This is a genomic window from Rhodococcus sp. M8, assembly GCF_015654185.1.
Classification (GTDB): domain Bacteria; phylum Actinomycetota; class Actinomycetes; order Mycobacteriales; family Mycobacteriaceae; genus Rhodococcus; species Rhodococcus aetherivorans.
In genome coordinates this window covers 1657917-1674653 of the sequence record NZ_CP064065.1, presented here as the reverse complement: position 1 = coordinate 1674653, position 16737 = coordinate 1657917, and the positions used below count along the sequence as shown (strand labels likewise).

The following is a 16737-nucleotide window of genomic DNA, read 5'->3' as shown; positions in this document are numbered from 1 at the left end:
GGTCATGGTCGGGTCGCGGTCACGGGTGTTCTTCTCGGCGGACGGGCATGGCCAGGGTGGTCAGGTCGCCGGCGGCAGCGGAACGGATCACGACGGGCCGGTCGTAGGAGGCGATGTCCAGCAGCACCTCCGGGCCGACGGCAGTGTCGAGGGCGGCTCCCAGCCCGTCCCGGTCGAAGGAGAGATCCAGGTCGGCGCCGGTGACGTCGGCGGGCAGCACGCGGTCGTGCCCCCGGTGGCCGACGGTGAGTGCCGCCGCCCGCACGCGCAGGTCGATCGTGCCGGCCGCGGCGTCGCGCACGGCCCCGGCCAGGGCGTCGCGGTGCACGATCACCCGCGTGACCGGTGGGTCGAGGGCGGCGAGCATGCTGCCGTAGTCGGGGAAGGTGCCCCCGACGGCCGGGCAGCGGTGCCGCTCGCCGTCCGCGCCGGTGAGGGTGAGCGCGCCCGAGTCGTCGTCGAGGGCCAGGCCGACGTTCTCGTGTTCCCGCAGCCACGCGGCGGTCCCGCGGAGCGCGGAGCCGTCGGCGACGGTGCGGAACGGGTTCCCGGTGCGGGCCGCGGCCGTCACCGAGCCGGTGGTCAGCCGGTAACGGTTCGTCGCCGTCAGGACCACCGCCCCGGCGTCGACCTCAACGAAAATGCCTGTCAGACAAGGGATTTCCGAATCCGTGGCGACGGACGGAAGGACGCGTTCGACGGTGTCGGCGAGGAGCCGGCCCGGCACGACGACCGTCGGCGGCGCCACGAGGCGGGCCTTGACGGCGGAGGCCAGCCGGGTCGCGCGCTCGGCCCGGCGATGCAGCTCGGCGACGTGTTCGTCGAGCAGCGCGGCACCGGACTCGGCATCGCCGTCGAGGATCCGGCCGACGTCGTCGAGCGGGACGTCGAGTTCGCGGAGCTGACGGATCGTCACCGCTCGCTCGCGCTGGTCGACCGTGTAGTACCGGTAGCCGGTGACGGGATCGACCACGGCGGGCACGAGCAGCCGGCAGTCGCCGTAGAACCGCAGTGCTCCCGGGGTGAGCCCGCTGAGCCGGGCCATGGTGCCGATCGTGATCAGGTCTGGGAAGGTGGTCACGGCCCCATCATCGAGCTTCGGCCGACCCGAAGGTCAAGCTCAGCTCACGACGACCGCGATGATCAGGGCCACGATCAGCGCGAGAACGAGCACGGCCACCATGACCGCCATCGCCATCGGTGCGAACGCCACGATCTTCTCCTGCGTGGTGCGCGGCGGGGGACCGGTGGGCCGCAGCCGGTGCAGCAGCTCCGCAGGGCGGGGCACGCCCCGCGGTGACATCGAGCGGGGCACGCCCCGCGGTGACATCGAGCGGGGCAGGCCCCGCGGTGACATCGAGCGGGGCGCGCTGTGGGGAGCTGCGGGCAACCCGGTGAGGGTGCCCCCGGTGCCCGCGGTGCGCCGGGAACCGACGAGGGTCGTGGCGCGCCGCGCCCACACGGGGACGGTGCCGTCGGCGGACAGGATCGGCCGGCCGCGGAGCAGTGCCGGATCGGCGTCGGGCCCGAAGGCGACCGCGGCGAGACGGTCCCGGGCCTGCTCCATCGTCGGGCGGCGGGCGGGGTCCGGTTCCAGCATCGCGAGGAGGACGTCGGTCAGCGGGCCCGTCCGGGTCGGCGGGATGATCTCGGCGCGGGCGACGCGGTGCAGCAGGGCGATCGAGTCGGGGTCGATGCCGAACGGTGGCTGGCCCTCGATTGCGGTGTAGAGGGTCGCGCCGAGGGAGAAGACGTCGCTGGCCTCGGTGGGATCGCTGCCGCGGGCGACCTCGGGTGCGAAGAAGGCGGGGGTACCGGTGATCACACCGGAACGGTCGTGGTCGCCTTTGGCGCGGGCGATGCCGAAGTCGCTGATCTTCACGGTGCCCAGCTCGCGGCCGCGCTCGGCGACGAGGATGTTGCCCGGCTTGATGTCGCGGTGCACGATCCCGGCGGCGTGGGCGGCGGCGAGCGCGTCGGCGATGTGTGTGCCGATCTGCGCCACCTCGAGCGGCGGCAGGGTGTCGGCGATGTTCATCACCTGGGCGAGGCTGCGGGAGGGCAGATGCTCCATGACGAGCCACGGCTCGCCGGAGTGGAGGGCGACGTCGTACATGGAGATGGCGTGCTCGTGGGTGAGGCGGGCGGCGATCCGGCCCTCGCGCAGCGTACGGCGGCGGATCTCCTCGGCGGCCTCCGTGGGCAGGCCCACGGTCGAGGTGACCTGCTTGACGGCCACGTCCCGGTCGAGCAGGGTGTCGTGCGCGAGCCAGACCGCGCCCATACCACCGCCGCCGAGCTTGGAGACGAGTCGATAACGTCCGGCCACCAGCTGATCCGGGCCGACGACGCTTGCCGCTCGCTCCTGTTCCGCCACCTTGACGAGGGTAGTGGATGCCGCGGTGGGCCATCGCTTGACGGGCGCCCCGCCGTCGGGTCTACTGAACCTGTTCGAATACGTGTTCGAACAATCGCGTCTTCCCCGCGGTTTGTCGGTGGGCCGTGCTATACGCGGCCGGCGCAGGGCGAGGGGAGTTCGTGTGGGTGAGGTGGCCGAGTTTCCGGTCGAGGGCGGGTCGCAGGCTCCGGCGGGGCTCCCCCGGCAGGAACGGCTCGAGGCGTTGCGGCGGCAGATCGCCGCGATTCCTGTGAGGGGGGAGAGTGCTCGTCCCCGCCCCGCCGAGCCCGCGACGTCCCCGGTGCCGGTCGACCGGCTGCTTCCGGTACCCGAGCCGCTCGCACGGCTGCTCCCGGACGGTGGCCTGGTCCGCGGATCCGTCGTAAGTTTCTCCGGGGCAATGTCTTTGCTGATCGGTGTGCTGGCCTCGGCCACCGCCGCCGGTGGGCACGCCGCCGTCGTCGGGCATCGCCGCCTCGGCCTGCTCGCCGCCGCCGAGATGGGGGCCGAACTGAGCCGGATCGCGCTGATCCCCGAGCCCGGACCGGATCCGGTGGAGGTGGCCGCCGTCCTGCTCGACGGCATGGACCTCGTCGTCCTCGGCCTCGGGGGCGCCGTGGTGCCGCCGGCGCGGACCCGGGCGGTGGTTGCGCGGGCCCGCAGCAAGGGCGCGGCCCTGATGGTCACCGACGGCCGGTGGGACGGAGCGCACGTGCGGCTCGAGGCCGCGGTGCACGGCTACCGGGGACTGTCGGCCTCGGCTCGGGGCAGGCTGTGCGGCACCGGGCTTTCCGTGCGCGCGCAGGGCCGTGCCTTCCAGCCCCGTGTGGCGCGAATAGACTTGTGTGCCGGTCGAACCGGAGTGGAGTGGCGCCCCGGAGAACCGGCGCGGGTGGGGAGTGTGCCCCGCCCGGCGGAGGTGGCGCGGTGAGCGAATCCGGCTGCCCGGCCCGGGTGGTGGCCCTGTGGTGTCCGGACTGGCCGGCGATCGCCGCCGCCGCGGCTGCCGACCTGCCGCCCACGGCGCCGGTGGCGGTGATCTCGGCCAACCGCGTGGCGGCCTGTTCCGCACCGGCCCGGGCCGCCGGCGTGCGACGGGGCCTGCGGCGACGGGAGGCTCAGGCTCGGTGTCCGGATTTGTATGTCGCCCAGGATGATCCGGGCCGCGATGCGCGGTTGTTCGAGCCGGTGGTGGCGGCGATCGACGCGGCGGCGCCCGGCGTGGAGGTGCTGCGCCCCGGTCTGGTGGTGCTCGCTGCACGCGGCGTCGTGCGCTGGTTCGGTTCCGAGGAGGCGGCGGCCGAGCGGTTGGTCGACGAGGTGGCCGCCACCGGCGTCGAATGCCAGGTCGGCATCGCCGACGAGCTGTTCACCGCGGTGCTCGCCGCCCGCCACGCCCGCCTCGTCCCGCCCGGAGAGGACGAGGAATTCCTTGCACCCCTGAATATTTCGGAGATCTGCGTGGAGCCGTCCCTGACCGCGCCGGACCGCGTCGACCTGGTGGACCTGCTGAAACGGCTCGGTCTGCGCACGATCGGGGCGTTCGCCGCGCTGTCGCCGACCGACGTCGCCTCCCGCTTCGGTGCGGACGCCGTCGCCGCGCACCGCAGCGCACGGGCACGGCCGCAGCGCCCGCCGTCCGGTCGTGCCCTGCCGCCCGATCTGGTGGTGGAGCGCCCCTGCGATCCGCCGCTCGAACGGGTCGACTCGGCCGCTTTCGCCGGCCGGGCGCTCGCCGCGCTGCTGCACACCCGGCTGGCCGCGGCGGGGGTGGCCTGCACCCGGCTGCTGGTGGCCGCCCGCACCGGCAACGGTGAGGAGCTGGCCCGGACGTGGCGCTGCGCCGAACCGCTGACCCCGGACGGCACCGCCGACCGGGTGCGCTGGCAGCTCGACGGCTGGCTCACCGGGCACAGCGCGACCCGCCCCACCGCCGGGATCGTGCTGCTGCGGCTCGAACCGGTGGAGGTGGTGGCGGCGGGGGCGCTGCAGCTGGGCCTGTGGGGCGGGGCCGGCGACGAGGACGAACGGGCCCGGCGCGCCCTGGTGCGGGTGCAGGGACTGCTCGGTGGCGAAGCCGTGCTGGTGGGGGTGCTCAGCGGCGGACGTGGCCCGCTGGAACGGGTGACCCTCGTGCCGCTGGGGGAGGAGCGGGTGCCGGCGACGGATCCGTCGGCGCCGTGGCCGGGTCGGCTGCCCCCGCCCGCCCCGGCGGTGGTGCTCACCACCCTGCCCCCGATCGCGCTCGAGGACGCGTCGGGCACCCCGGTGACGGTGACCGAGCGCGGTCTGCTCAGCGGCGATCCCACCCGGCTGAGCTGGGGCAGCCGCAGCTGGCGGGTGCACGCCTGGGCCGGGCCGTGGCCGGTGGACGAGTACTGGTGGGACCCGGCCGCGGCGCGGGCGGCGGCGCGGCTGCAGGTGCGGCTCGAGGAGTCCCGGGCCCTGCTGGTGATCCACGTCGACGACCGCTGGCATGTGGAGGGCGTCTACGAGTGAGTACCCTCGGTTGACGTGGAGACCAGTGTGCTGACGGCCGCGCCGAACGGTGTGGCGATCGCCTACCGGGATTCGGCTCCCAGGACGGGCCACCACCCGGTGCCGGTGATGCTGGTGCACGGGATGGGCGGCGACGGACGCACGTGGGACCGGTTCGCCCGGTCCCTGCTCGCGGCCGGCCGGCGGGTCGTCGCGGTGGACCTGCGCGGCCACGGGCGCAGCGCCCGCGCCGCGTCCTACCGCTTCGACGAGTTCGGCGCCGACGTGCTCGGGCTCTGTGAACACCTGGGCCTCGAGACGGTCGACCTCGTCGGGCATTCCCTCGGCGGGCACACCGGATCCCTCGTCGCGCAGCAGCGCCCGGGCCTGGTGCGGCGCCTGGTGCTCGAGGAGGCGCCGCTGCCGCTGCGCCCGGGCGATCCGCCGCAGGTGCTCGGCGGGCGCCTGCCGTCGCCGGCCGAGCTGTGGCACGCCTCGACGAGCCTGCTGCGCAATCCGCGCGCGACGTTCGCCTTCGACCGCTCCATGACCGGCTCGGCGCTCACCCAGTTCCGCGCGCCGAATCCGCGGTGGTGGGAACATCTTCCGCGGATCACCGCACCGACGATGATCCTGCGGGGCGGGCCGGGCAGCATGGTCGATCCGGCCCGGCTCGAGGCCGCTGTGGACGTCCTAGGCGACGTCGCGGTCCACGACTTCACCTGCGGCCACAGCATCCACCGCGATCGGCACCGCGAGTTCGAGGCCGCCGTGCTGCCCTTCCTCACCTGAGCACTCGTTCCGCCACGACAGAGCTTCCGGACAGCGACAACCGTCGAGACGGTTGTCGCTGTCCGGAACCTGTTGCCGGTGTACCGACGCTATTCCAGCCAGATGCGGCGATCGAAGCCGCCGCACTCGGCGCGCTTGGCGGTGGCCGCGGCAGCCACCTCCTCGGCGGCGATCCCGAACGCGGCGAGCAGGGACGTGAACACCTCGTGCACGTCGGCGAGTTCGCCGAGCCGCTCGTCGCCGTTGTGCGCCTCCCGCAGCTCGTGTGCTTCCTCGACCAGCTTGTCGAGCAGGGCGCTGCGGTACTCGTCCCGATCGAGTACACGGGTGTGCGCCACCCGGCCGTCGGCCTCGATGATGTCGGGAATCCGGTCGCGGACCAGCTTGCCCATCATGATTCCTCCCGCTGCGCTACCGTGGCGGGGTGGACGGTACCGGACCACCCACGGACGCCCTCGCGCTCGGTCAGCGCGTCGTCGCCGTCCTCGAGACCGGTGCCCGGACCGCCACTTACAAGCTTGCGACCCTTTCGGCACTTGTCGGCTTCTGCGTCGAACATCTGCCGGCGGACCCGGCTGCGGCACTCGACGTGCCGATCGACGCCCTGGCCGAGCGGGTGATCGACCTGTACTGGCCCCAGGTCCGTCCGTTCGACGGGCACCGGTTGCGCCAGTCCTCGCAGCCGAAGGCTCGGATCCTGACGGCGGTGGAGGTGCTGCGCGGTGCGGCGAACGCCGGCGGGGTGGTCGGCCTGTCCATCGCGAGGCTGCGGATGCCCGACTTGTACCGCGAGGCTGTCGCGGAGGTCGCGCTCACACTGGCGCAGCAACCGCTGTACCGGCTGCAGCGGCTACCGGGCGGACGTGGCGAACCGTTCCTCTACGACGACTCCTGGTTGCACTCCGGAATCACCCGAGCGGCGATTGCCCGGCACGGTGGCGTAATCCGCCTGTTTCCGGGGGTCGCGGCGGCGCTGGCCCGCCTGTCCGGTCTGCTCACCCCGACACTGGAGATCCTGTGGGTTCAGGACGTGCGCCGCTACAACGCCTTTCTCGACGAGGACGTTCCCGACATCGCGGGGCACCTGTTCGGCCGCGACCGCGTCTCGCTCGCGAAGCCGCGCGTGGCGCTGCGCGAGGCCTTCGGAACGCAGTGTTTCTATTGTGCGACAAGCCTTTCCGATGGAAATCCGGTGGACCACGTGCTACCGTGGTCCCGGGTGCCTCTCGACGGGCTGGCCAATCTCGTACTCGCCTGCGGAGGTTGCAACACCGACAAGCGGGATTCGCTGCCCGCGTTGGCGCACACCGAGCGGGCGTTGAGCCGAGATCGCACCGTCCTCGAGCAGCTCGCCGCCGACATCGGTTGGCCGACTCAGTACGACCGCACTCTTGCCGCCGCGCGCGGCCTGTACCGCAGCTCACCCCCGGGCACGCCGACGTGGCAGGGCCGTTCGCGGACCGGAACGTGGGACACGGTATTTCCGCCCGGCTGGGTGGTCTCGACGGTGCCGGAAACCGGGTTCACATGAACACGACCGGTCGTCTACGATTCGACGCCATGCGGTTGGCAGAGGCACTCGCCGAGCGAGGCGAGCTGAAACGGCGGATCGAGCAGCTCGGCACCCGGATCGTGGCCAACGCCCGGTACCAGGAGGGTGAGGAGCCCGCCGAGAATGCCGGCGAGCTCCTCGACCAACTCACCGACGCCATCGATCGGCATGCGCTGCTGATCGCTCGGATCAACAAGACGAACACCGCCACCCGCGTCGGCGACCGCACGCTCACCGACGCGCTGGCCGAACGGGACGCCTTGCAGGCCCGGCACCGTGCGCTGACCGCGGCCGCGGACGCGGCCTCGGGCAGCAGGGACCGATACGGGCGACAACTCCGGTCCGAACTGGCATACGTCTCGGCGCTGTCGGTCCGGGACCTGCGGCGCACCACCGACGACCTGGCCCGCCGGATCCGGCAGGTGGACATGGAGATCCAGCGCGTGAACTGGGAGGTTGATCTGATCGACGAGTGATCGTGGGCAGCGGGTACCCGAATCGGAAGCGAACACACGCCGTGGGTCGCGGTGAATCGACCTTTTTGTATCCTCAGGCGCGCGGAGGGCAGCGCCGCGGGTTCGACTCCCGCACACAGGGCAGCCCTGCACGACGCACGAGGGCACGGTGCACGCCGGCACAGTTCATCACCACGTGCTGATCCGGATCGGGGAGGGCGGGAACGGGGCACCCACGAGCCGTCGGCCCGACAGGGCGCTCGCGCTGCGGCGCAGCCGCTAGGATCGCCGCATGACATGGACCGCGTCCGACCGTCGACTGTTGGCCGCCGCCGCGGTATTCGTGGTGTCGCAGGCGAACATCGCCCGCGTGCTCGGCCCCGCCGCGCCGGCGGTGGGACGGATCCAGACCGCCTTCTCCGCGGCGACATACCGCAACGTTCTCGACGGACTCGACGCGGACACCGCCCCGCGGTATCGCCGGCACTACTACTGGGATCTGGTGCATCCCTTGATCTTTGCCATCGCACTGCAGGCCGGTGCGCGATCGCTCGCCGAGCACCGGCCCGTGCCCGCGCACACCCGCCGGGTCCTCGCCGTCGCTCCGGCGGTGGCCGCGGCGGCGGACTACGTCGAGAACGCCGCGGGCCTGTACCTGCTCGACCACCGTGACCGCATCACCGACACCACCGTCCGGGTGGCGACGACGGTCAGCACCGTCAAGTGGGTGCTCGCGCTCGGCTCTCTCGCCTACCTGTCCCAGGGCTTCCTGGGCCTGTGGACGCGGGCGGGCCTGCGCCGGCTGGGGAGATGATCATGGCCGACGAGCTGCCCGTCGAGTACTTCCCGGACCGGGAGTCCTTCGCCGCCTGGCTGCGTGAGCACCACACGGACTCGCCCGGCATCTGGGTCAAGCTCGCCAAGAAGGGATCGGCGCATCCGTCGGTGACCTACGCCGAGGTGGTCGAGGAACTGCTGTGCCACGGCTGGATCGACAGTCAGGCACGCAGGCTCGACGACGACTTCCGGCTGCAGCGCATCACTCCGCGCCGGGCCCGCAGCCCCTGGTCGCAGCGTAACCGGGCGCTCGCCGAACGGTTCGAGGCAGAGGGCCGGCTCGCGCCGGCCGGGGCCGCCGAGGTCGCCCGCGCCCGCGCCGACGGCCGCTGGGAGCGCGCCTACGCCGGCCAGGCGACCGCGCAGGTGCCGCAGGACTTCCTCGACGCCCTCGCGGGCAATCCCGCGGCGCAGGCCTTCTACGACACGCTCGACGGCCGCAACCGGTACGCGATCGTGTACCGGCTGCAGGCCGCGAAGCGCCCGGAGACCCGGGCACGCCGCATCGAGGCCTTCGTGCAGCAGCTCGCGGAGGGCCGTCGCTTCCACGACTAGCTCGGACGGACACAATGGGCGGGTGAGCCTTGCCTTTCCTCCTGCCTGCTCGGCGGCCTCCGCGCTGGACGAGCCCCTGCCCGGCACCGCGGCGACCGCCCCCGGCTGGGTGTGCCTCGAGATGCCGTCCGGCTGGGGGCGCGACGTCCTCGACGGCACCGCTCTCGGCCCCGGCCTCGCCGGCGAGATCTCGGCCGTGGCCGACGCCGCCGGAGTGCGGTTCCTGTTCGTCCGGCGGCCCGGTCGTGACACCGCCCGCCGCGGCGACGGCCGCACCGTGCTCCTGGCCCGCTCCGATCCGGGCGGCAGCTGGTGCGAGCGGCTGGAGGTCGGGGAGCCGAAGGAACTGCTCGACCTGATCCCGCGCATCGTCGCCGGCCCGGCGCCCGGCCTCGGCCGTGCGCAGGACCGGCCCGTCGCGCTGGTGTGCGCCCACGGCAAACGGGACCGGTGCTGTGCCGTGCTGGGGCGCCCCGTGGCGGCGGCGCTGGCTGCGGAGTTCGGCGACGACGTGTGGGAGTGTTCGCATACCGGCGGGCACCGCTTCGCCCCGTCGCTGATCCTGCTGCCCACCGGCTACACCTACGGCCGGCTCGACGTCGCGCAGAGCCGGGACGCCGTGGCGGCCGCCGCTCGCGGCGAGGTGTATCTGCCGGGGTTGCGGGGGCGCAGCAGCTGGTCCGCGGCCGGGCAGGTCGCCGAGATCGCGGTGCGGGGGCAGGTGCCCGCGGATGCGGACGCGCTCGTCGTCGACGAGGGCGACGCCGGAACGGTGGTGCGGCACCGCGACGGTCGCCGCTGGCGCGTGCAGGTCGAGACCCGGCAGTTGCCGCCGCGTCCGGTCAGCTGCGGCGCCGATCCGAAGCCGGTGCGACCGCTGATGGCGACGGAGACAACTGCGCTCTAGTGCGGTGTGTCCTTCGGGCGGCCGGGACCGCCCGAAGGACACACCGGCGGCGCAGCCGCCTCACCAGTGCACGCCGGGCAGTAGCCGGCCGATCCGGCGCAGCACCGCAGGGTTCGGCAGCACCGGACGGGGCAGCGCCCGCGGCTGCGGGGGTGCGTCGGCGGAGGCGCACTGCTCGCCGCGCGCAGCGGGTGCGTCGGGGTAGGCGTGGTAGTAGAGCGAGAACATCCGGTCCCGCAGGTCCGGCGCGAAGATGCCGCCGAGCTCGCCGAGGGTGCCGATCGGCACGTCGATGCGCTTGGGCCGTTCGACGAGGGCCCGGACCACCATCCGCGCGGCGTCCTCCGGGCTGATCGCCGGACCCGGGTTGTACGCCCCGCTGGGCTCGATCATGGGGGTGCGCACGAGCGGCATGTGAATGGTGGTGAAAGTGATTCCGTCGTCCCGGGTTTCGGAGGCGGCGACGTCGGCGAACCCCTCGAGTGCGGACTTCGAGGCGATGTACGCGGCGTATCGCGGGGTGCGTGCCTGCACCCCGGCGGTGCTGATGTTCACGATGTGCCCGAACCGCCGTGCGCGCATGTGCGGCACCAGGGCCAGGGTCAACCGCACCGCACCGAAGTAGTTGACCGCCATGGTGCGTTCGAAGTCGTGCAGCCGGTCCGTCGAGTGGTACAGCCCGCGCCGGATGGAGCGTCCCGCGTTGTTGACGAGCATGTCGACGTGGTCGTGCTCGGCGAGGACCGCCTGCACGGTGCGTTCCACCGCCGCCGGGTCGGTGAGGTCACACGGATACGCGTACGCGCTGCCGCCGCCCGCGCGGATTGCGGCGACGACCGCGTCGAGTTCCTCGGCGCGACGGGCGAGGGCGAAGACCACGGCACCCTCGCGGGCCGCGGCGATCGCGCTCGCCCGTCCGATCCCCGAGGAGGCACCGGTGATCAGCACGTGCCGTCCCACGAGCGGTCCACGCGGATCGTCGCTGCGGGCACGGCCGGGGTCGAGGTGCTCGCGCCAGTAGCGCCACAGCACGGGGGCATAGCCGGCGAACTCGGGCAGCGTGATGCCGCTACCGCGCAGGGCTTCCCGGGTGCTGCGGTCGGCGAACCGGCTCGGGAAGGTCAGCTGGCCGAACACGACCGGTGGGATGCCCGTCCGTCGCAGGGCGAGGCGTCGGGCGGTCTTCAGGCCGGGAAGCGCGGTGATCGACAACAGCGGACGTACCAGCGCGCCGGGCACGCCGGCGACGGGAACGGGGGCCCCGGCCGCCGCGGCCAGCGCCGCGAACACCTCGCGGACCGGTTGCGGGCGGGAGACGAGGTGGAAGGTGCGCCCGTCCAGTCCGGGACGATGCATCAGTTCGACGATCGCGGCCGCGACGTAGTCGACCGGCACCAGGTTGGTGTCGCCGAGGTCGGGCAGGACCAGCGGCAGCCGCGACGGCAGCGCCGCCAGCGCGGCCAGGGCGGGAAAGAAGTAGTAGGGGCCGTCGATCTTGTCGATCTCGCCGGTGGTGGAGCTGCCCACGATCGCGGACGGCCGGTAGATGCGCCGGCGCACCCGGCTCGCCCGGACCGCCTTCTCGGCCTCGAACTTGGTGCGGTGGTAGGGCGACGGGAAGTGCTGGCCCAGGTCGAGGTCGTCCTCGGCGAACGTGCCGCGGTGATCACCGGCGACGGCCACGGACGAGACGTGGTGCAGGGTCGCGCCCAGCTTCTCCGCGAGGGCGATCACCCCGCGGGTGCCCGCCACGTTCGTGGCGGCCTGCTCCTCTCCGGCGGTGAGATCGTAGATGGCGCCGAGGTGTAGGACGTGCTCGGCCGGCGGAATCGTCGCGGCCTCGAGTCCGAGTCCCGGCTCGGTGAGATCGCCGAGCAGCGGGTGCAGCCGGGTCCCACCCTCCAGGCGCGCGGAGAGGGCCTCGAACTTCGGCAGCGACGCCGGCCGGACCAGCACATGGACGTCGGCGTCCGGGTGGGTCGCGAGCAGTCGCCCGAGCACGTGCGTGCCGAGGAAGCCGGTGCCGCCCGTGACGAGGTACGTGGCCATGGCCCGAACCTACTGCAAGGTAAGAACGGATTCTAGTGTCCGATGCCGACCTTCGCGTGCACCCGCTTCATCCACGCCGGCGCCCACCAGTTCGCCTCGCCCATCAGCTTGACCAGCGACGGCACCAGCAGCATCCGCACCACCGTCGCGTCGATGATCAGCGCGAGGATCATCCCCACACCCAGGAACCGCATGATCGACAGGCCCGAGATCGTGAAGGCGCCGGTCACCACGATCAGCAGCAGCGCCGCCGAGGTCACCACCCGGCCGGTGCGTTCGGTGCCGAACCGCACCGCCTCCTCCGTGCTCGCCCCGGCGGCCCGTGCCTCCACCATGCGCGACATGAGGAACACCTCGTAGTCGGTGGACAGGCCGAACACCACCGCCAGGATCAGCACCACGAAGCTCGGCTCCAGCGGGCTGGGGGTCACGCCGAGCAACTCCGCTCCGTTCCCGAGCTGGAACACCCAGGTGAGCACGCCGAACGTGGCCGCCAGGCTCAGGCCCGCCATCGCCACCGCCTTGAGCGGCAGCACCACGGACCCGAATGCCAGGAACAGCAGCACGAGGGTCGAGAGCACCATGATCGCGATCATTGCCGGCATCGACCGCGCTATCGCGGCGTTGCTGTCGTCGACCATCGCCCGGCCGCCACCGACGAGCAGGTCGGTGCCCGGCGGGGGCGGCAGATCCCGCAGTTCCCGGACGATCTCGCCGGCCCGCGGCGTCTCCTCCACGCCCTGTGCGTACAGCGCCTGCAGCACCACGACGTCGTTCCGCGAGGCGACGGTGACGGTCTGCGCGACGCCGTCCACGTCCGTCGCCGCGCGGGACACCGACGTGACCACGGCCGGGGCGGGCCCGGAGCCCTCGTCGCCCCTCAGCACGAGCGTGACGCCGTTGCCGGTGGAGGGGAATTCGTCGAGCAGCGTCTGGGTGGCGGCACGCGCCGGGTCGCCCGCCGGCAAGGCCGTGTACTCGATCTCCCCGAAGGAGGCGCGCAACAGCGGCGTGGCGAGCAGCAGCAGGCCGGCGGTGATGGTCACCGCGACCAGCGCCGGCCGGCGCATCACCTTCGTCACCACCGCCCCCCAGAAGCGCCGGGCCCGGGCCTCGCCCCGCCGCGCCGCGCCCTCCCGCCACGTCAGTGCGTTGATGCGGTGCCCGAGTATCGCCAGCAGCGCGGGGATCGCGGTGAGTGAGAGCACCGCCGCGCTGAGCACCGCGGCGATCGCGCCGAGGCCCAGCGAGCGCAGCAGCGCCTGCGGGAAGACGAGCATTCCGGCGAACGCGCACATCAGCAGCAGCCCCGAGAACAGCACCGTGCGGCCCGCGGTGAGCACGGTGCGACGGGTCGCGGTCGCCGGGTCGGCACCCGAGTCGAGTTCCTCCCGGAAGCGGCTAACGATGAACAGCCCGTAGTCGATCGCCAGGCCCAGCCCGATGAGGGACGTGACGTTCAGCGCGAAGGAGCTCACGTCGGTGTACATCGTGAGCAGGCGCAGCGTGGCGAGGGCACTGAGGACGGCGAGGACCCCGACGAACACCGGGACCGCCGCCGCGACGAGACCGCCGAAGATGAACACCAGCAGCACCAACGTCACCGGCAGCGCAATCGCCTCCGCGAACAACAGGTCGCGCTCGAGCCGGGTGGTGAATGCGACGCCGACGACCGAGTTCCCCGCGAACTGCGCGTCGACGCCGGGGACCTCGAGCTTCGGCAGCAGGCCCTGGAACGTGGTGACGGTGATCTCCGAGCCGGGCTCGAGGGTGACGGCCGCCGCCGCGCTGCCGCCGTCCTTCGCCAGCAGCAGCTGCTTCGCCGGCGGCGCGGCCGACCAGTAGGAGTCGACCGCATGGGTGGGAACCTCGGCGGCGAACCGGTCGAGCACCGCGGTCACCTCGGGTCCGATGTCGGCGACGGTGCGCCCGGGCGGCGGGGTGTAGATCGCGATGATGTCGGCGGTCTGCGGACCGAAGTTGTCGTCCACGATGCGCTGCACCTCGGCCGATTCGCTGCCGGGGTCGTAGAACCCGCCCTGCGAGAGCCGGCCGAACACCCCGGTGCCCCAGACCCCGGCGAGCACGACGACGAGGACGGCCAAGCCGAGCACCCACCAGCGCCGGTCGACGACGAATGTGGACCAACGGTTCATGTGGTGTGCTCCGTTCGCGGTGACGACCCGATGCTCCGCGACTGTAGTGGCGTCCGGTCCTCAGCCGACGTCCCGGCGCCGGAACCCCGCGAACCCCGCCGCGACGAACAGCGCGGCCACGGCGGTGAGCACGGCGAACCCGAGCCACTGCGGCGGCGCCGCCGTCACCACCGGCACGTGCCGGAACGGACTGATCCCCAGGATCCAGTTCCACAACCGGAACAGCGGCCCCAGGATCGTCAGCGCGAATGCGGCGACCACACCGAGCCAGCCGAGCATCCGCGCCTGGGGCCGGGCGCCGATCACCGCGACCGCCAGCCCGACCAGCACCCACACCGCCGGAATCGTCACGAGCGCCTGCCGGATCAGATCCCCGGCCGGAATCTGTCCACCCCGCGCCGACGAGACGTACGCGAACAGCGTCGCGCCCACGAGCAGCGCCGCCGCGGGGGCGAGCAGCGCGATCCCGGCGTGCGACGCGAAGTACCGGGTCCGGGTCAGCGCCCCGGCCAGCACCGGTTCGACCCGCAGCGCCAGTTCCTCGGCGCGCAGCCGCATCATCACCTGGACCCCGAACACCGCGGCGACGATGCCCATCAACTGCAGCATCGTCACCACGAAACCGAACACGAGCGAGCCGCGGCCGCTCCCGAGCAACGATCCGAGCGCCGGATTGTCGGCGAAGACATCGGCGAACGTGGTGGACATGAATCCGAACACCACCCCGAGCGCCACGAACACCGTCGCCCACGCAGCGAGCGCACCGCGGTGCAGCCGCAGCGCCAGGCCCCACACGCTCGTCCCCGCGCCGCCCTCCGCAGGCCCGGGTGACGGCGCGATCACGCCGACTCCGAAGTCCCGTCGCGCCTGTACGACGAACGCGACCAGCAGCAGCACCGCCGTCAGCGTCAGGCAGGCCGCCAGCGGCCACCAGTCGTTTCCCGACGCGGGACGGACCTGCTGCACCCAGCCGAGCGGGGTCGTCCAGATCGCCCATCCGTCCGGAGTGGTCACGTCGACGTAGGCGCGGATCAACAGGCAGGCTCCGAGGATCCCGATCGCGAGGGTATTGGCAGTGGGGGCGTAGGAGCCGAGCTGGGCGGTGACCGCCGCGAGGGCGCCGAACACCAGCCCGGACGCGGTGAACGTCGCGGCCAGCGTGATCGAGTTGGCGACACCGCCGCCGACGAGGATCGTCGCGCCCGCGCAGACGACACCGAGCGCGACGGAGGCCAGCGCCGCCCAGGCGACGGCCGTCGCCAGCCGGGCCTGGCGGCCGACGACGCCGGAGGCGATGAGCTCGGCCTGGCCCGAATCCTCGTGCGCGCGGCTGTTGCGGGTGACGGCCAGGATCGCCATCAGGGCCGCGAAGAACGCGCCGAGCGCCCCGGCCCGCCACGCGTTGAACCCGTCCGCGTACGTCAGGTCGCGAGCCGGACCGAACACGACCCGCAGAGCCGGGTTCGCGCCGAGCGTGGCATCGAGGGTGCGCCGGCTCGCCGCGTCCGGGAACACCCAGCCGTAGGCGAGGACCGACGACACCGACAGCGCCGTGATGAGCACGATCCACGGCGCGACGTTGCCGCGGTCCTGCTCGGCGGTGGCCCGCAGCAGCGGCCGCATCCCCGTCAACGATGCCGTCACGTCGGGGCCTGCCCGTCCCGGCCGTGCCGGTGATAGTGCCGCAGGAACAGCTCCTCGAGCGACGGCGGCGAGACGGTGACGCTGCGGATGTCGTAGCGGCCCAGCGCGGCGAGCACCGGGCCGGCGCGGCCGTGCTCGACCGCGCAGTGCACGCGCGGGCCGTCGATCCGCACGTCGTGGATCCCGGGCAGCGCCGTCAGCGCCGTCGGGTCGGCCACGGGCGCGGCGAGGACCGCGTCGATCGTGGACCGCAGGTCCGCGCGCATGTCCTCGAGGGTGCCGGTCTCGACGACCCGGCCGTCGCGGATGATGCTCATCCGGTCGGCGAGCGCCTCGACCTCGCTGAGAATGTGACTCGACAGCAGCACCGTCCGCCCGCGCTGCTTCTCCCGGGCGATCTCGTCGTGGAACACCGCGGACATGAGCGGATCGAGCCCCGCGGTCGGCTCGTCGAGCAGCAACAACTCCACGTCCGAGGCCAGCGCCGCGACGAGCGCGACCTTCTGCCGGTTGCCCTTCGAATAGGTGCGGCCGCGCTTGCTCGGATCGAGTTCGAACCGGTCGAGCAGGTCCGCGCGGCGGCGCCGGTCGAGCCCGCCGCGTAACCGGCCGAGCAGGTCGACGGCCTCGCCGCCGGTCATGCCGGGCCACAGGCTCACGTCGCCGGGCACGTAGGCGAGCCGCCGGTGCAGGCTCACCACGTCGCGCCAGGGGTCGCCGCCGAGCAGTTCGACGTGCCCGGCGTCCGGGCGGAGCAGTCCCAGCAGGACCCGCAGCGTGGTGGACTTGCCGGCGCCGTTGGGGCCGAGGAAGCCGTGCACCTCGCCGGTGGCGACCTCGAGATCGAGGTCGTCGAGCGCGGTGAATCGTCCGAATCGCTTGACCAGTCCCTCGATCCGGATCGCGGACGTCAT

General features: G+C 72.9%; 15 protein-coding genes. 8 read left to right on the top strand and 7 right to left on the bottom strand.

Annotated features, from left to right (window positions below; all coding sequences use genetic code 11):
- Nucleotides 1–19: 19 nt before the first annotated feature.
- Nucleotides 20–1081, bottom strand: a complete 1062-nt coding sequence (locus ISO16_RS07595; RefSeq protein ID WP_072635656.1) for a DNA polymerase III subunit beta family protein — start codon at nucleotides 1079–1081, stop codon at nucleotides 20–22.
- A 39-nt stretch (nucleotides 1082–1120) separates the two neighbouring features.
- Complete coding sequence (locus tag ISO16_RS07590) at nucleotides 1121–2377, bottom strand: serine/threonine-protein kinase (RefSeq protein ID WP_072635655.1); 1257 nt, start codon at nucleotides 2375–2377, stop codon at nucleotides 1121–1123.
- A gap of 163 nt (nucleotides 2378–2540) precedes the next feature.
- On the opposite strand from ISO16_RS07590, the gene ISO16_RS07585 reads away from it, so the two are divergent.
- The 3 genes from ISO16_RS07585 to ISO16_RS07575 are packed head-to-tail and all read left to right on the top strand — an operon-like array spanning nucleotide 2541 to nucleotide 5668.
- The gene (locus tag ISO16_RS07585) at nucleotides 2541–3329 is read left to right on the top strand and encodes a hypothetical protein (RefSeq protein WP_072635654.1); all 789 of its coding nucleotides are present in this window, start codon (nucleotides 2541–2543) and stop codon (nucleotides 3327–3329) included.
- Nucleotides 3326–4897, top strand: coding sequence for a DNA polymerase Y family protein (locus tag ISO16_RS07580; protein WP_065922359.1), 1572 nt, complete (start codon nucleotides 3326–3328; stop codon nucleotides 4895–4897). The genes ISO16_RS07585 and ISO16_RS07580 overlap by 4 nt, the downstream gene beginning before the upstream one ends.
- A gap of 15 nt (nucleotides 4898–4912) precedes the next feature.
- A complete protein-coding gene (locus ISO16_RS07575) occupies nucleotides 4913–5668 on the top strand; it encodes an alpha/beta fold hydrolase (protein ID WP_043802560.1) in 756 nt (251 codons plus the stop codon).
- A gap of 89 nt (nucleotides 5669–5757) precedes the next feature.
- Here ISO16_RS07575 and ISO16_RS07570 read toward each other — a convergent pair whose 3' ends face one another.
- Nucleotides 5758–6060, bottom strand: coding sequence for a nucleoside triphosphate pyrophosphohydrolase (locus ISO16_RS07570; protein ID WP_072635653.1), 303 nt, complete (start codon nucleotides 6058–6060; stop codon nucleotides 5758–5760).
- Nucleotides 6061–6092: 32 nt separating this feature from the next.
- Here ISO16_RS07570 and ISO16_RS07565 point away from each other — a divergent pair, with 32 nt between their 5' ends.
- From ISO16_RS07565 to ISO16_RS07545, 5 genes are all read left to right on the top strand, one after another.
- Complete coding sequence (locus ISO16_RS07565; RefSeq protein WP_006945810.1) at nucleotides 6093–7199, top strand: HNH endonuclease; 1107 nt, start codon at nucleotides 6093–6095, stop codon at nucleotides 7197–7199.
- Between the two features lie 29 nt (nucleotides 7200–7228).
- On the top strand, nucleotides 7229–7696 hold the full coding sequence (locus tag ISO16_RS07560) for a DIP1984 family protein (RefSeq protein WP_029544765.1): 468 nt from the start codon (nucleotides 7229–7231) through the stop codon (nucleotides 7694–7696).
- Between the two features lie 271 nt (nucleotides 7697–7967).
- Nucleotides 7968–8489 (top strand): hypothetical protein, encoded by a 522-nt coding sequence (locus tag ISO16_RS07555; protein WP_050035511.1) that lies wholly within the window; start codon nucleotides 7968–7970, stop codon nucleotides 8487–8489.
- Nucleotides 8490–8491: 2 nt separating this feature from the next.
- On the top strand, nucleotides 8492–9067 hold the full coding sequence (locus ISO16_RS07550; protein WP_006945818.1) for a YdeI/OmpD-associated family protein: 576 nt from the start codon (nucleotides 8492–8494) through the stop codon (nucleotides 9065–9067).
- A gap of 22 nt (nucleotides 9068–9089) precedes the next feature.
- The gene (locus ISO16_RS07545) at nucleotides 9090–9974 is read left to right on the top strand and encodes a sucrase ferredoxin (RefSeq protein ID WP_170914102.1); all 885 of its coding nucleotides are present in this window, start codon (nucleotides 9090–9092) and stop codon (nucleotides 9972–9974) included.
- A gap of 60 nt (nucleotides 9975–10034) precedes the next feature.
- Here ISO16_RS07545 and ISO16_RS07540 read toward each other — a convergent pair whose 3' ends face one another.
- From ISO16_RS07540 to ISO16_RS07525, 4 genes are read right to left on the bottom strand one after another with little or no spacing between them, the layout of a single operon-like run.
- Nucleotides 10035–12023: an SDR family oxidoreductase gene (locus tag ISO16_RS07540; protein ID WP_072635652.1), complete on the bottom strand. Its 1989-nt coding sequence runs from the start codon at nucleotides 12021–12023 to the stop codon at nucleotides 10035–10037.
- Nucleotides 12024–12055: 32 nt separating this feature from the next.
- Nucleotides 12056–14179, bottom strand: coding sequence for an MMPL family transporter (locus ISO16_RS07535; RefSeq protein ID WP_072635651.1), 2124 nt, complete (start codon nucleotides 14177–14179; stop codon nucleotides 12056–12058).
- A gap of 60 nt (nucleotides 14180–14239) precedes the next feature.
- A complete protein-coding gene (locus ISO16_RS07530) occupies nucleotides 14240–15823 on the bottom strand; it encodes an ABC transporter permease (protein ID WP_230304492.1) in 1584 nt (527 codons plus the stop codon).
- A complete protein-coding gene (locus tag ISO16_RS07525) occupies nucleotides 15820–16737 on the bottom strand; it encodes an ABC transporter ATP-binding protein (RefSeq protein ID WP_072635649.1) in 918 nt (305 codons plus the stop codon). The genes ISO16_RS07530 and ISO16_RS07525 overlap by 4 nt, the downstream gene beginning before the upstream one ends.